At 69.6% G+C, this 14,940-nt stretch carries 14 protein-coding genes; 6 read left to right on the forward strand and 8 right to left on the reverse strand.

The window, feature by feature from the left end; translation table 11 throughout:
* Positions 1-13 precede the first annotated feature (13 nt).
* Positions 14-1,579, reverse strand: a complete 1,566-nt coding sequence (locus ABD235_RS21330) for a glycoside hydrolase family 10-like protein (protein ID WP_344176663.1) — start codon at positions 1,577-1,579, stop codon at positions 14-16.
* Between the two features lie 100 nt (positions 1,580-1,679).
* On the opposite strand from ABD235_RS21330, the gene ABD235_RS21335 reads away from it, so the two are divergent.
* From ABD235_RS21335 to pseI, 3 genes are all read left to right on the forward strand, one after another.
* Entirely contained in the window at positions 1,680-1,985 is a 306-nt protein-coding gene (locus ABD235_RS21335; RefSeq protein ID WP_344176666.1) for a hypothetical protein, read from the forward strand.
* Positions 1,986-2,105: 120 nt separating this feature from the next.
* Positions 2,106-2,630 carry a GNAT family N-acetyltransferase gene (locus ABD235_RS21340; RefSeq protein ID WP_344176668.1) on the forward strand — a complete coding sequence of 175 codons (525 nt, stop codon included), beginning with the start codon at positions 2,106-2,108 and terminating at the stop codon, positions 2,628-2,630.
* Entirely contained in the window at positions 2,627-3,685 is a 1,059-nt protein-coding gene (pseI, locus tag ABD235_RS21345) for a pseudaminic acid synthase (RefSeq protein WP_344176670.1), read from the forward strand. The genes ABD235_RS21340 and pseI overlap by 4 nt, the downstream gene beginning before the upstream one ends.
* A gap of 78 nt (positions 3,686-3,763) precedes the next feature.
* Here the strand turns inward: pseI and ABD235_RS21350 are convergent, their stop codons facing one another.
* On the reverse strand, positions 3,764-4,240 hold the full coding sequence (locus ABD235_RS21350; protein ID WP_344176672.1) for a GtrA family protein: 477 nt from the start codon (positions 4,238-4,240) through the stop codon (positions 3,764-3,766).
* A gap of 42 nt (positions 4,241-4,282) precedes the next feature.
* On the opposite strand from ABD235_RS21350, the gene ABD235_RS21355 reads away from it, so the two are divergent.
* Together ABD235_RS21355 and ABD235_RS21360 are read left to right on the forward strand one after the other, a co-directional pair.
* Positions 4,283-5,236 (forward strand): glycosyltransferase family 2 protein, encoded by a 954-nt coding sequence (locus ABD235_RS21355; RefSeq protein WP_344176674.1) that lies wholly within the window; start codon positions 4,283-4,285, stop codon positions 5,234-5,236.
* Positions 5,237-5,238: 2 nt separating this feature from the next.
* On the forward strand, positions 5,239-6,729 hold the full coding sequence (locus ABD235_RS21360) for a class I SAM-dependent methyltransferase (RefSeq protein WP_344176676.1): 1,491 nt from the start codon (positions 5,239-5,241) through the stop codon (positions 6,727-6,729).
* On the opposite strand, the gene ABD235_RS21365 is transcribed toward ABD235_RS21360, so the two are convergent.
* Positions 6,730-7,107 carry a DUF4267 domain-containing protein gene (locus ABD235_RS21365; RefSeq protein ID WP_344176678.1) on the reverse strand — a complete coding sequence of 126 codons (378 nt, stop codon included), beginning with the start codon at positions 7,105-7,107 and terminating at the stop codon, positions 6,730-6,732.
* Between the two features lie 91 nt (positions 7,108-7,198).
* Here ABD235_RS21365 and ABD235_RS21370 point away from each other — a divergent pair, with 91 nt between their 5' ends.
* Complete coding sequence (locus ABD235_RS21370) at positions 7,199-7,789, forward strand: TetR/AcrR family transcriptional regulator (RefSeq protein WP_344176681.1); 591 nt, start codon at positions 7,199-7,201, stop codon at positions 7,787-7,789.
* 105 nt (positions 7,790-7,894) lie between these two features.
* Here ABD235_RS21370 and ABD235_RS21375 read toward each other — a convergent pair whose 3' ends face one another.
* The 5 genes from ABD235_RS21375 to rffA all read right to left on the reverse strand — a co-directional run bounded on the left by ABD235_RS21375 (position 7,895) and on the right by rffA (position 14,930).
* Positions 7,895-9,667, reverse strand: coding sequence for a hypothetical protein (locus ABD235_RS21375; RefSeq protein WP_344176683.1), 1,773 nt, complete (start codon positions 9,665-9,667; stop codon positions 7,895-7,897).
* Positions 9,660-10,490, reverse strand: coding sequence for a hypothetical protein (locus tag ABD235_RS21380; protein ID WP_344176685.1), 831 nt, complete (start codon positions 10,488-10,490; stop codon positions 9,660-9,662). The genes ABD235_RS21375 and ABD235_RS21380 overlap by 8 nt, the downstream gene beginning before the upstream one ends.
* Positions 10,490-12,820 carry a glycosyltransferase gene (locus ABD235_RS21385; protein WP_344176687.1) on the reverse strand — a complete coding sequence of 777 codons (2,331 nt, stop codon included), beginning with the start codon at positions 12,818-12,820 and terminating at the stop codon, positions 10,490-10,492. The genes ABD235_RS21380 and ABD235_RS21385 overlap by 1 nt, the downstream gene beginning before the upstream one ends.
* Before the next feature lie 191 nt (positions 12,821-13,011).
* A complete protein-coding gene (locus ABD235_RS21390) occupies positions 13,012-13,773 on the reverse strand; it encodes an N-acetyltransferase (RefSeq protein ID WP_344176689.1) in 762 nt (253 codons plus the stop codon).
* 17 nt (positions 13,774-13,790) lie between these two features.
* Entirely contained in the window at positions 13,791-14,930 is a 1,140-nt protein-coding gene (gene rffA, locus ABD235_RS21395; protein WP_344176691.1) for a dTDP-4-amino-4,6-dideoxygalactose transaminase, read from the reverse strand.
* Positions 14,931-14,940: the final 10 nt, after the last annotated feature.

The following is a 14,940-nucleotide window of genomic DNA, read 5'->3' on the forward strand; positions in this document are numbered from 1 at the left end:
CCAGTATTGCTCCCTACCGAAGAACCGCCGCGGGCAGTGGGACGCTCTGGTTCCAGGTGCGGTCCAGTGCGGTGACCAGGTAGATGTAGTGGCGTCCGGCAGCAGCCGTCGTGTCCGTCCACGTCTGCTGACCGCTGGTGGCCCGTAGCGTCGCGACCAGGTTGCGGGCGTCGTTGTCTCCACACCAGTCACCGGCCAGCAGGTCGCGGCGGTAGACGGCGTACGACGTGGTGTCGTTGGAGGTCGCCCGCCAGTCCAGCTTCACACCGGCGGCGGTGCGCGAGGCCTTGAGCGCGTGCACCGGGAGCGGCGGGCGGGCGTCGAGCGACGGCATCGCCGGGACCAGTGCGGGCCGGGTGTACCAGGTGCTGTTCAGCAGGCTCGTGGCACCGAGGCGGTCGGCGCGGACGTCCTTGGCGGAGAAGTAGATGTCGCCCTTCACCTCGGGAATGGTGCTGTTGAACGCCAGGTGGTCGCTCAGCTCGGCCGGGTCGGCCCAGTCCGGCGACTGCGTCGACGTACCGACCTTGTACGTCGCCTGGCCGATGTAGAGGTGCACGTCGGTGCCGCGGACCTGGTCGGCCCACCAGGGCACGATCTTGTTGTAGTCCGCGGGCGCGAAGCCGCCGGCCCAGTAGACCTGGGGAACGATGTAGTCGATCCACTCCTCGCGGACCCACTTGCGGGTATCCGCCGCCAGGTCGTCGTACGTCTGGACGCCGGCCGTCGTGTCCGATCCTTCGGCGTCGGTGGCCTTGTTGCGCCAGACGGCGAACGGCGAGATGCCGAACTTCACCCACGGCTTGGCGGCCTTGATCTGGTGCTGCAGCTCCTGGATCAGCAGGTCGATGTTGTTGCGCCGCCAGTCCTGGAGGGTGGCGAAGCCGCCGCCGTACTGCGCGTAGGTGGCCGCGTCGTCGAAGACCTGGCCGGCCACCGGGTACGGGTAGAAGTAGTCGTCGAAGTGCACGCCGTCGATGTCGTACTTGCCGACAGCGTCCATGATCGCGCTCTCGACCAGCTTGCGGGCCGCGGGGATGCCGGGGTTGTAGTAGAGCTTGCCGCCGTACGTGACGACCCAGTCGGGGTGCTGGCGCGCGGGGTGCGTCGGGACGAGCGCGTTGAGGTTCGTGCCCATCGAGAGCCGGTACGGGTTGAACCAGGCGTGCAGCTCGAGGTTGCGCTTGTGCGCCTCGGCCACGGCGAACGCCAGCGGGTCGTAGCCGGGATCGCCGCCCTGTGTACCGGTCAGGTACTGCGACCAGGGCTCGACGGCCGACGGCCAGAACGCGTCGGCGGTCGGGCGGACCTGGAGTACGACGGCGTTGTGGTGCTGCCGGACGGCGTCGTCGTACCAGGTGAGCAGCTCGGCCTTCTGCTGCTCCGCGGTCAGACCGGTCCGCGACGGCCAGTCGATGTTGACCACCGACGAGATCCAGCTGGCCCGGAACTGACGCAGGGGCGTTTTCGGGTCGGCTGTGCAGCCGCTGCTCGGCGCGGCGGACGCCGTACCGGTCAGACCGCCGACCAGCATTCCCAGGGCCACACCGAGGACTCCGACCACACGCCAGGCTCTCATGTCACTCTCCGACTACTCTGCGGGACGGGTTCGAAAGATAGTTACACACCCGGCGCCGGCTTTGAAGACGTCGAACCGCTCAACGGCTACTGTCCGCGCCATGCGATCGATCGTCACGGCGCTCGGCCTGCTCGGGCTCCTGCTGGGCAGCTGCGTCACCGTCTTCTTCGGCATCCTGGCCCTGACCCCGACCTCCCCGTGCACGGGCGGTGCGACGACCGGCACCTGCGCGTACGGTCAGCTGCCGTTCAAGCTCGCGCTGTTCGGGCCGCTGCTGACCCTGCCGGTCGCGCTGCTCGCGACCTTCCTCCGCTCGCGCGGCAAGCCCCGGCCGGGCTGGCTGTACGCCGGGCTGGCCGCCGTCGTCGCCGAGCTGGTGATCGCCCTGCAGCTGGCCGCCGACTGACGCCATAACCGGCGGTGATCGGTCCACACGATCTGCGTCTGGCGACCGGATCGCTGGCGGTGGGCCGCAGCCGGTACCGTGGTGGCCGATCCCACCGGTGGACACGAGAGGGCGGAACAGGTGCTGCGCACGGCCACGGACGGCGACGTCGACATCATCCGGGACCTGCGCAACCAGCAGCCCAACCGCGACGTCAGCATCAACTCCCACGAGATCACCGCCGAGGAGCACCTCGGCTGGTGGGCCAAGGCGAGCGTCGACCCGACCCGCCGGGTGCTGATCTACGAACGCGACGGCGTCGCCGCGGGCGTGGTCAACTTCTTCGACCTCGAGCTGGACGGCTCGCCGAAGACCGGCGCCTGGGGGTTCTTCCTGGACGCCGAGGGGCTGGCCGAACGGGGCGAGACGCTGCCGGCCTGGATCGAGGTCATGAAGGAAGCCACCGGCTACGCCTTCGACGAGCTCGGACTGGACGACCTGTACGGCGAGGTGCTGGAGCACAACGCCGTCGTCCGGCAGATGAACCGGCGGTTCCGGTTCGTCGAGGGTGAGCCGGAGACCCGTTACTCCGACGGCCGCGAGATCACCGTGCTGCCGATCAGCTTGAACAAGAACAACCGGCGCAAGCCGAAGGGAAACTCATGAGCGCCTCTTCCACCATCAACTTCGGTGACGTCCCGGTCGGGCCGGAGCACCAGCCGTTCGTCATCGCCGAGATGTCCGGCAACCACAACGGCGACCTCGAGCGGGCCAAGGACATCGTCCGGGCGATGGCCGAGACCGGCGTCCAGGCGCTGAAGCTGCAGACCTACACCGCCGACACGATCACCCTCGACGTCGACCTGCCGGCCTTCCGGCTGCCGTCGGAGCACGAGCTGTGGGGCGGCGCGCGGCTGTACGACCTGTACCAGGAGGCGCACACCCCGTGGGAGTGGCACGAGCCGATCTTCGAGCTGGCCAACTCGCTCGGCATGCTGGCCTTCTCGTCGCCGTTCGACCCGACCGCGATCGACTTCCTGGAGAAGCTGAACGTCCCGGCGTACAAGGTCGCCTCGAACGAGATCGGTGACCTGCCGCTGGTCCGCGGGATGGCCGAGACCGGCAAGCCGATCATCATCTCCACCGGCTCCGCCACGCTGATGGACATCGACGCGGCGGTCCGCGCGGCCCGCTCGACCGGCAACGAGCAGATCGTCGTGCTGTCCTGCACCGCGAGCTACCCGGCGCCGCCGGAGCAGTCGAACCTGCGCTCGATCCCGGTCCTGCGCGACGCCCTCGGCGTCCAGATCGGCCTGTCCGACCACACGATGGGCATCGGCGCCTCGATCGCCGCCGTCGCGCTCGGCGCCACGGTGATCGAGAAGCACGTCACGCTGTCGCGCGCCGACGGCGGTGTCGACTCCGCGTTCTCGCTGGAGCCGGACGAGGTCAAGGCGCTGGTCGAAGGCACCAAGGTCGCCCAGCAGGCCCTCGGCGAGCCGATCGTCGGCCCCAAGCAGGCCGAGCAGAACGTACTCCGCTTCCGCCGCTCCCTGTACGTCACCCGCGACGTCAAGGCCGGCGAAAAGGTTGCCCCCGACAACGTCCGCTCGGTCCGCCCGGCCGGCGGCCTCCCGCCGGACGCCTTCGCGTCGGTCGAAGGCCGCGAGTTCCGCCAGGACACCCCGAAGGGCACCCCGCTGACCTGGGACGTTCTGTAAACACCCGACGTACGAAGAGGGCCCCGACCGTCACGGTCCGGGGCCTTCTTCGTCGTGCAGGACAACTTCGGGGCGTACCTACGCATCAACTGGGGTGTGGGAAGCGTCGCGGAAGGTCCAGAAGCGGTGGAGGAGGTAGCTCGCCACGGGGACCAGCAGGATGACGAGGGCCTGGGCCAGCAGGACGGGGAGGTGCAGGAGCTCGATCAGGAGTGGCATGCCGATCAGGGAGCAGGCGAGGCCGAACAGGTACACCGTGTAGAACTTGGCGAAGCCCTGGAGCCAGCCTGTCGTGGAGTTGAAGACGAAGGTGCGGTACGCCGGGTACACGACGACCGCGGTGGCGAAGTTGGCCAGGGCGGTGACGACCAGGTACGGCAGGGTGCCTTCGAACAGGTGCCAGCCGAGCCAGAACAGGCCGAAGTACAGGACGTTCGTGCCGGCGCCGACGATCAGGTAGCGGACGCGGTGGTCGCCGAGGAGCTTGGCCGGCAGGCGCGTCGCGGCGGCGAGGTCGACGGAAATGGCAGTGCCTCTCAGCAGTGGGATAATCACAGCGGCGGATGCCCCGCCGCCTCGTCTTCAGAAGGGCAAGCAGTGCTCGTCTCCGTCGTCGTGCCATGTTATCGGTCCGCCAAGACTCTCCCGCGCCTTGTCGAGGACCTGTCGCACGTCCTGCCGGAGGCGACCACCGGGTTCGAGATCGTGCTCGTCGTCGACGGCAGCCCGGACGACACCTGGCAGGTCGCGAGCGAGCTGGCGAACAAGTACCCGGAGACCCGCGCCCTGCGCCTGGCCCGCAACTACGGGCAGCACAACGCGATCATCGCCGGCGTCCGCAGCGCGCAGTACGAGGTGGTCGTCACGATGGACGACGACCTCCAGCACCCCGCCGACCAGGTCCCGGTGCTGCTGGCCGCGCTGACCGACGACGTCGACCTCGTGTACGGCGTACCGAAGGAGGAGGAGCACGGCGTCGTCCGGTCCTTCTCCTCCCGGATGGTGAAGGCCGCGATGGCCTCGACGCTGTCGGTGCAGAACGCGAAGTCGATCAGCGCGTTCCGCGCCTTCCGGACCTTCCTGCGGGACGGTTTCGACGGGCTCGACGGCCCGCACGCGTCGGTGGACGTGGCGCTGTCGTGGTCCACCACACGGATCGCGCAGACCACGGTCCGGATGGAGGACCGCGCCGAGGGCCGGTCGAACTACACGACCTGGATGCTGATGAAGCACGCCCTGACCCTGATCACGGGCTACTCCACCGAACCGCTGCGCCTGGTCGGCTACCTGGGCTTCATCTGCGCGGTCTTCGGCGTCGGGCTGTTCGGCGTGATCATCTACAAGTACGCCGTCGGCGCGACCACGGTCGCGGGCTTCACCACGATCGCGTCGATGGTGGCGCTGTTCTCCGGCGCCCAGATGCTCGCCCTCGGCGTCCTCGGCGAGTACGTCGGCCGCCTGCACTCGGGCTCGATGGGCCGGCCGACGTACGTGATCCGCGAACGCACCGACGGGGACGCGCACCCGGACATCACCACCGAGACCGACTGATCGTGTACCTGCTCTTCCCGGGCCGGCACCACGTGCTGACGGCGTACCAGGCGGACTTCCTGCGCGAGGCGGCCCCGGCCGGTACGACGGTCGTCTGGGCGGTGACGTCGTCCAACCACCACACCACCAAGCGCAACCCGATCCCGTTCGACCGGCGCGAGGCCGCGATCGAGCGGTTCAGCATGGCGACCGGGCTGCGGTCGCTGGTAGTGGGCGTGACCGACACGCCGCCGACCGACGACTTCGCCGAGGTGACGGTGAAGGCGATCGAGGCGGGCACCGACGACGCCGTCCGCCTGTCGCCGGAGAACACGGTCGTCGCGTGCTCGACGCCGGAGGTCGCGAAGCTGTACGAACGCCTTGGGTACCAGGTGATCGGGGTCGAGCCCGAAGGTGTCGCGCGACCGTGGGACGTCCTGCTGATGATTGCTGCAGGCAACGATGAGTGGCGGTCGCTGGCGCATCCCGCGACGGTCGACGTCTTCGACCGGTACCGGCTGGACGCGCAGGTCCGGCGCTGCGTGAACGACCCGGTCGTCGGCGACGACGGCGGGCTGACGACGACCCGCGACTACAAGACGTACGCCGACGCCTTCGAGACGGCGGCGGACCGCAAATGGGCGCAGATCAAGGACTTCGTCCGTCCCGGGCGCATCCTCGACATCGGTTGCGCGACCGGCGCGACGCTGCAGCTGGTCGACGGCGACCCGCGCTTCCACGAGTCCGACCTGATCGGCGTCGAGGTCGCCCGGCACCTGTACGCCGAGTGCGTGCACAAGAAGGAGCAGCGCTTCTTCGACAACCCGAACGTCTACTTCTACCAGCGCAACATGCTCGGCGCGGCCGTCTTCCCGCCGCGCTCGATCGACACCACGCTCACGCTCGCGCTGACCCACGAGATCTGGTCGTACGCCGACGGCTCGCGCGCCGAGACCGTGCAGCGCTTCGTCGACGGGCTGTTTGCACACACGGCGCCCGGCGGGGTCTGGATCAACTCCGACGTCTGCGGGCCGGCGGAGCCCGATCGGCCCGTCGTACTGGCGCTTGACGATTCGGACGGCGTGAACGCCGAGCCGGTCGAGCTCGAGTCCCTGGCCGATCCGGCGGCGCACGTGCGGACGCTGTCGACACGGGCCCGGTTCTTCCAGTTCGCGCAGGACTTCCGGCGCAACGCGCGAGTCCCCTTCGCCTACACGCTGCAGGGTCGCCACCCGGTCCTGCGTCTGGCCGACGCGATGGACTTCCTGACCCGCAAGGACTACGCCGACAACTGGCTCAGCGAGACCCACGAGCAGTTCTGCGGTCTGTCCTTCGCCGATTGGACCACGATCGCCCAGTCGGCCGGCTTCACGCTGGACCCGTCGTCCAAGCCCTGGCGCAACAACTGGGTGATCACCAACCGCATCGCGCCGGTCGCTTCGCTCACCACCCCCGACGGCGATCCTGTCGACTGGCCCGACACGCACCAGCTCCTGATCGCGCGTCGCTCGTAGTCAGCCGACGAGCAGCAGCACCCCGACGACGACCATCACCGCGGCGGTGGCGCCGTGGACGCCGTACGCGGCGGCCTTCGGGCCCTTGCTGTGCAGGACGATCAGCGCGTCGCCGATCGGGATGAGGGCCGCCACCAGCAGGTAGCCGCCGAGCAGTTGGGGTGTCGCCGCGATCATCAGGAGAAAGAGGAAGAGCCCCGTGGCGATGTCGCGGACCGCCTTGACGTACAGCCACGAGCGCATGGTCGGGTCCTCGGTCGGGGTGTGCGGAATGCCGAAGCCGGCCACGACCCGCGGTGCCCGGATGGCGTTGACGCCGATGAAGATGATGCCGAGGCCCAGGAGGCCCGCGAGCACGGTGGCGACGGTGATGATCATGACTTGCTCCTCAACTTGCTAGCACTGCTAGATGATGTAGCGACGATAACCCTATCCTCGACAGAATGTCTAGCAGTGCTAGAATCTGCTCATGAACGCCGTCAGCGAACGCCGGGAACGGGAACGGGCCGACCGCCACCGACTGATCGTCACGGCCGCGCGGGAGCTCGCGGAGGCCGAGGGCTGGGAGGCGGTGACGACGCGCCGGCTGGCCGACCGCGTCGAGTACAGCCAGCCGGTGCTCTACTCGCACTTCAACGGGAAGAACGGGATCGTCAGCGCCGTCGCGCTCGACGGGTTCGAGCAGCTCGCCGCTCAGCTGCGGGACGCGCGGGAGGGGGCCCCTGATCAGGCCGGCGGGAAGTCGTTGGGCACGGTCTGCCATGCGTACCTGGACTTCGCACGCACGCGACCCGCGGTGTACCAGGCGATGTTCGTGCTGCCGACCGACCTGAAGTTCGCGAGTGACGAGACACCGAAGTCGATGCGGGCCTGCTTCGACGAGTTCGTCGCGTGCTTCCGGCCGGACGACGACCGGCGCGAACTGTCCGCGGAGGTCGTCTGGAGCGCGGTGCACGGGATGGCCGTGCTCGCGGGCAGCGGGCGGATTCCGCAGGCCCTGCAGGAGGAACGGGTCGACTTCCTCGTCTCGCGGCTCTCCGACAAGCCGGGCACCTCGTAGCGTCCGAACAAACCGCCAGCGTCCGAAGAACTGTGGCCTATAGCGCTAGGTTCTTCGGACGCAGACCAGTTCTTCGGACGCTGTTGGCGATCGGGAGCGTGCTGGTTACCCCAGCTTGTTGCGCAGCTGGCGCTTGACGCGGCGCTTGACCTTGCCGGCGAACTTGCGCGGGTTGCGGATCTGCGCGGCCTGGCGGATCAGCTTCACCGCGGAGTACGCCCTGGAGTTCTTCAGCTTGGTGCGCTCGGCGTTGGCCTTCTGGACCTGGGTACGCATCTCGCGCAACCGGGTCTCGCGGGTCTTCAGGGCCTTGTCGCGGAAACCGAGGGTGCGCTCCAGGCCGAAGATCTGGCCCTTGAGCTCGTGGATCTCCTGCGCGGCGCGGTCGACGTCGGCCAGCGCGGTCCGTACGTCGGGCGTCTGCGAACCGTCGGACGGTACGCCGAGCGCGGTGGCCAGCGCGGCGGCCAGCTCCTTGCCCCGGGCAACCTGTGCGACGGAGGCCGACGGGGTGTCGGGCGTGGTCGCCGGCGTCTGCTGCGGGGCCTCGATGCCGGACATCGCGAGCCAGGCCGACACCAGGTCGTCGCCGACCATCCACGGCGGCCACGGGTGCCGGCGGTGGGTGCCGATCAGGCGGTCGTGGAAGCGCGCCCAGGCGGCGGCGAGGCGGTCCTGCTCGGTCTCGTCGGCGACGGTCACCCAGGCGGACACGCCGAAGGCGAAGCTGTCGCCGTTCACCACCACGTCGTCCCAGCGCGGGAGGACGTTGCTGGTCTGCGAACGAGCCCAGTCACCCAGCCGACCGGCAAGGTCCCGGAAGCCGGGCACGTCCTCAGCAGCCGCCAGACGGAAGAGCAGGGTCTCCGCAGTGACCCCACCTGGAACAGTCGCCGGAACAACCGAGGAATCAAAAGCCAAAGCACCTTCAGCTTCAACTTCATCCCCAGCAACTACCACCTTCCACACATCACCATCCGCATCAGCGGTCAGTACGGCCGGGTGGCCGGTGGTCTGGGCGTAGATGCTGTGGCTGGGGGTGCCGCCTCGGAGGGCCAGCCAGCCGGTGGGCGTCGACGCCAGGAGGCCGGCGCGGGCGGCGGCTTCGGCGGAGTCGGCGATGGGGGCGAGCAGCGGGACGACCGTCGACGCTGCTTCCAGTGCCTCGACAGCGAGGCGGGTGGGGAGCTGGCCGGGACGGGCTTCCGCGGCGAGGTCCGTGGCGAGCAGGGCGTGCGGGGTCTCGGCGACCGAGAAGCTGGCGTACGTGACCGCACCGGTCAGGCCGACCCGGTCCAGCTCGGCGAGCAGCTGCTCGGTGGAGACCGGACGGGTCGGGTCGTCGTGCAGCGGGCGCCACTCGTCGTCGCCGTGGCGCTGGTCGGCAGGGCGACGGTCCAGCAGGTTCGTGAGGGAGAACTCGTTCTCCAGGCCCAGCACGACCACGGCGTCCGGCGAGCAGACGGCGGCCAGCGCGTCCAGCCGCTGCGACCAGTTCAGGTCCGGGCTGTCGTATCCGATCACCCGGTCCAGACCGTCAGCAGCGACGACCACGTCGTACGACGGACGCCCGGCCTCGGCCAGACCGTCCAGCGCACCCGCCACGACCTGCAGGCGCTCACCGAAGGTCTCGCCGAGCTCACCCGCGTCAGAGACCGAACGGACCAGCAGGGTCGCCTCGGACGCCTTGGCGACGACCGCTTCGACCAGGTCGGCGCCGTGCGGGCCCACGATCAGCGTGCGTGCCCCGTCGGGCAGGACGTCCGTGAGCAGCGCGCGCAGCGCCGGCCCCTGGACAGCCCCCCGCTTGCCGGAGTAGTCGCTCCACGGCTGCATCTCACCGCGGACGACCTCGACGGCCAGCTGGTTGTCAGACACGCTCTCTCCAATCGAACAGCATCCGCAGTTCCGCGGGCGGCATCATCCACGGCACGCCCAGTTCCAGGTCGGTGGTCGCCCGGGCGGCGTCCATGTCCAGCTCCTTGCCCAGCATCTCCGGCCACAGCCGGGCGATCCGGCTCTGCCCGCCGAAGAGCGGGTTCTCGCCTTCCATCTCCATCGGGTCGCCGTACACCGCGGCCTCGCAGCCGGCGGCGATCCCGTAGAAGATCGCGGTCGACAGCCGGTTGGCCGCCACCCGCTTGTGCTTGCGCAGCTCGGCCAGCTGCTTGTAGAGGAACTTCGGGTCGGTGCCCTCGTAGGAGAACCCGCGGCGGCCGAACGAGACCACCCGGAACCCGGCGTCCTCGTAGGACTTGCGCACCTCGGGCCGGTCGTACTCGGTGTAGTACAGGCTGAAGGTGACCGGGCCCGGCTCGGTCTCCCGGATCTCGTCGATCAGGCGCTTGTGGTCGCCCTGGATCTTGCCGCCCTCCCAGCCGTGGAAGAGGAACCAGAGGGTGCCTTCGCGCTCTTCCTCCGGTACGGCGCCGAGCTCGGGCTCCAGCTCCTGCAGGTACAGGAACGGGGCGCCGATGCTGGCGTAGTTGCGGCGGCCGAGCGCGTGCCCGCGGCGCCGGGGTCCGTCGCTCCAGGTGAACCGCCAGGCGCCGTCGTAGAACTCGTGCACCGGGTTCCAGCCGTCCGCGATGTTCCAGCCGTGCTGGAGGTAGCCGCGCAGGCGGGGCGGGTACTCGTCGTCCAGTCCGGCGTACCGGGCCAGGATGTGGGCCTGGCCGTAGTAGTGGTTGTGGTGATGCATCAGCGGACCTCGAGGTGGAGTGTGCCGGCGTGCGGGCGCAGCGCGGCGGTGTGACCGGACTGCTCGACCTCGATCGGCAGCCGGGCGGACAGGAACGGTTCGCACTGCACCGCGTGCTCGGCGCCGTCCGGTCCGGTCGCGAAGAGGATCCAGTCGGCCAGGCTGGCCAGCGGGTCGGTGGAGTTGACCACCGCGTCGGCCGGGATCAGGTCGGCGAGGTCGGCGGCGGCGATCCACCGGCCGTCCTCGACGGTCAGCCGGCAGGCGACGTCGGCGTGGTGGTCGGCGTCGTCCAGGTAGCGCCGCCAGCTGAAGGTGTACCCGTCGCCGGCCAGCACCGCGCCGTCGATCCGCAGTTCCAGACCGTTGCTCCCGGCAACCACATTGGCGTGCTCGGCGGGCAGCCGGAGCGGGGCCTCGTGCAGGTTGACGTAGCCGCCGGTGGAGCGGGTCAGGCTGACCATCCGGCCGTCGGCCAGGTGGTGCACGGCCTGCGGCGCGGCGGTCCAGAGCAGCAGCTTCTCGTCGTCCGTGCCGACCAGCCGGAACGCCCAGGTGGTGCGCTGGGTGAACGGGTCGTCGGGGTTGGTGTCCTCGATGATCGGCCGGACCGGGATCCGCACGGTGAAGTCGCGGCCGTCGCCGCTGAACGTCAGCGGCAGCTCCTGGTCCTTGCCGGCCAGCGGCCGGGTCACCTGCAGCTTCGAGTCCTCCAGGCCGACCGGTACGCGGCCCTGCAGGACCAGTGCGTCAGCGGTCTGGCTGACGGCCGTGAGGCGCGTCGGGTCGACCATGCGGCGCAGCACGAAGGCGCCGTCGGCACCGGGACCCGGCTGGATCCAGCTGGTGCCGTCGATCCAGGCGCCCGGCGGCCAGCCCGGGCTACCGGGCCGCTGGCCACGGAGCTTGCCGTGCCGGCGCAGGCGGCCGGACTTCAGCCGCACCATGAAGTGCGCCGGGGCGCCGGTGCCCTTGAGCTTGCCGAGCAGCGCCTTGTCGAGCCGGACCTCGAAGCCCACCAGAGCCGGGTCGCCGTGCGTGTCGGTCGCGTCGTACCGCCGGACGGCCAGCGGGGTCTCCGCGCCGCCGATGACCAGCGCGATCCGCAGGCTGGACGACGTCTTGGTCTCCAGGTGCCGGATCTCGGCCGTGCCCTTGACCGACAGCGAGCCGTCGTCGAGCCAGCCGACCTCGCGGACGCTGGTGGCCAGCGTCAGGTCCTTCATCGGAAGCCGGTAGAGCTCCTTCGACACCGAGGCGGTCTGGTCCTGGACGCCGGGGTAGTTGTGCTCGAACTGCCACGGACGGCCCGGCCGGGACAGCGCCCGGGCACCGCCACGCAGGCCGCCGTCGTTACGGAAGTGGGCCAGGCGGCGGAGCAGGTCGATGTCACCGGCGGCCAGCGCGGAGTGCTGGATCCGGTCGTAGCTGTGGGCGCGGGCCAGCACCGAGTCGTCCAGGCGGTCCATCAGCCGGCGGGCGAGCTTGAGCAGGTTCTGCTCCTCCTCGGCCGGCGCGGCCCCGAACGCCATCATCAGCGTCAGCAGGTCGATCTGGGTGAAGTGCGCGTGCACCCGGCGCCGGACCTCACGCAGCGTGTCGCCGGTCTCGATCAGGTCCATCACCATCTCGGCCGACCGGACCCGGTCCTCCATGTTGCCCAGCTGGAACTTCTGCTGGGTGATCGACTCGCCGGACTCGCGCTCGCGCCAGTAGTAGACCGGTACGGCGAGCGCGTCGACGGTGACCGCGTCCAGGTGCGCCTTCAGCGTGACCGGGTAGTCCTCGTAGCGGATCGCCGGGAACTCGTAGCCGAAGTCGTCCCAGAACGAGCGCCGGTAGACCTTGTTCCAGGCCATCCGGTCCAGGATCAGGTCCGGGGTCTCGATCACGTGGGTGGCGATCCGGTCCCTGGCGAACGGCAGCCGGTGGATCCAGGACGGCCGGACGCCGGAGCTGTTGTTGAACCGGCGCGCGTTGCCGCCGGCGAACGACGAGCCGCTGTTGTCCAGGGTCCGGATCAGCTTCTCGAAACCGTGCCGGGTGACCAGGTCGTCGCTGTCGACGAAGGTGATGTACTCGCCGTCGGCGTGCCGGACCCCGGTGTTGCGGGCCGGGCCGAGGCCCTGGTTCTCCTGCGCGACGATCCGGAACCGCGGGTCGCGGTCGCAGAAGTCCTGCGCGATCGCGGCGCTGTCGTCGGGGGATCCGTCGTCGACCAGGATCGCCTCGAAGTCGGTCCAGGTCTGCCGCGCGATCGAGTCGAGGCAGTCCCCGATGTAGTCGCGGACGTTGTAGAAGGGCACAACGACACTCAGCCGCGGCGTCACAACGGCAAATCTCCTCGGCTCAGTCGGCGGTCGGTCGACATCCTGGTCGGCACTACCGCCTGACCCGATGCTGCCTGGGCACACGGCGCCGGAGCAACCAAGGTCCGGGCGGCGACCAGTGATCCATCGCCGGTCATGTTAGCACCGCTGCGTAGTCGTCCGAGCGGGTAACGGAGGCAGCGCGGATCTTCTCAGAAACTTTCGGTGTTGTTTACCAAATGCACTGTGAGCAAGGTGTGAACCGGCTCGAAACCGTAACGGGCCCACGCTCTTTGGACCCCCGTGTTGTGCCCCTGCGTGGAGATCACCAGCCGGCGCGCGGTACTGGCGTCCTCGACCGCCGCCAGCAGGTGCGCGTAGCGGCCACGGCCCTGCTCGGCCGGTACGACGCCCGCCAGTTCGATCTCGGTCCAGGACTCCTGCTGGTCGACGGTCGCCAGGGCGAGCACGCGGCGGTCCGGTCCACGCAGTACGACGGCGCCCTCGGCGGCGATGCTCCGCCGCGCCCACTCCTGGTAGCCGGCCAGCGCCAGCGCCCGGTCGAACAACGGGTTGGCGCAGTAGTGGTTCCCGTAGTCGCCGAAGATGTCCCCGACCAGGTCGTCGACCAGGTCGTCGTCGATCGAGGACTCCAGGCCGGCGTTGAACCCGGCCAGCGGCGCCGGGCGGCGGCCTTTGCCTACGGGGAGTGACCAGTAGACCAGCGAGTCCGCCAGGATCGCCGTACGGCGGCCGGCGGCCAGCGCGGCGAACCAGGAGATCTCCCGCGCCGGGTAGCGCAGCACGACCACGTCGGCCGTGGACTTGTCGACCGCGGCGAGCACCTCCTCCAGCGGCGTACCGGCTGAGGCGGAGACGGACACCCGGTCGACGGAGACGCCGAAGCGCTTCGTCTCGTACTCGGAGGGGCTGCTGGTCAGCTCACCGGCCTCCAGCGCGTCGTACCAACCCATGTCAGTCCTGGCCCGGGTCAGAAAGCGTAGGAGAGCAGCGCGTCGATCACTCGGGTCTGCTCCTCCTCGGTCAGCTGGCTGAACAGAGGGAGCCGGACCAGTTGGCCGCTGATCCGCTCGGTGACCTCGCAGCCGCCCGGGCCGACCCGGCCGTACCGCTCGCCGGCCGGAGCCGAGTGCAGCGGCACGTAGTGGAAGGGCGCGGTGATGTTGCGTTCGCGCAGGTGCCCGATCAGGCCGAGTTGGTGCTCGTGGGTCGGCATCAGCAGGTAGTACATGTGCGCCGGGTGCACGCAGTCGTCCGGCACGGTCGGTACGCCGATGCCGTGCGTGGCGGTCCAGTCGGCCAACTCCCGCTCGTACCGCTCCCAGATCGCGTAGCGCGGCGCCTGGATCTGGTCGAACCGCTCCAGCTGGGCGGTCAGGAACGCGGCCAGCGGGTCGGCCGGCAGGTAGCTCGAGCCGATGTCGACCCAGCGGTACTTGTCCACCTGGCCGCGGAAGAACGCGCTGCGGTTGGTGCCCTTCTCACGGATGATCTCGGCCCGGTGCAGCAGGTCGACGTCGTTGACGACCAGCGCGCCGCCCTCGCCGCAGTGCACGTTCTTGGTGCCGTGGAACGACTGCGTGGCCATCAGGCCGAGCGATCCGAGCGGGCGGCCCTTGTACGTGCCGCCGAGCCCGTGCGCGTTGTCCTCGATCACCGCGACGCCGTACTTGGCGGCGACGGCGTTGATCTCGTCCATCGCGACCGCGACGCCGGCGTAGTGCACGACGACGATCGCCTTGGTCCGGTCGGTGATCGCCGCCTCGACCTGGGTCTCGTCGAGGTTCAGCGTGTCCGGCCGGACGTCGACGAACACCGGTACGGCGCCGCGCAGCGCGTAGGCGTTCGCGGTCGAGACGAACGTGAACGACGGCATGATCACCTCGTCGCCCGGGGCCAGGTCGAGCAGCAGCGCGGTCATCTCCAGCGCGTGCGTGCACGAGGTGGTCAGCAGGGACCCGACTCCGCCGGTCAGCTTGGTGACCAGTTCGGTCGCGCGGGCCGTGAACGGCCCGTCGCCGACGACCGCGGCCGAGGTGAAGGCCTGGTTCACGTAGGCGAGCTCGTCGCCCACCAGGTAGGCCTTGGAGAAGGGGATCGGGTCGGGCATGGTGACGGAG

The sequence above is a fragment of the Kribbella lupini genome (genome assembly GCF_039529595.1).
In the GTDB taxonomy this organism is placed as follows: domain Bacteria; phylum Actinomycetota; class Actinomycetes; order Propionibacteriales; family Kribbellaceae; genus Kribbella; species Kribbella lupini.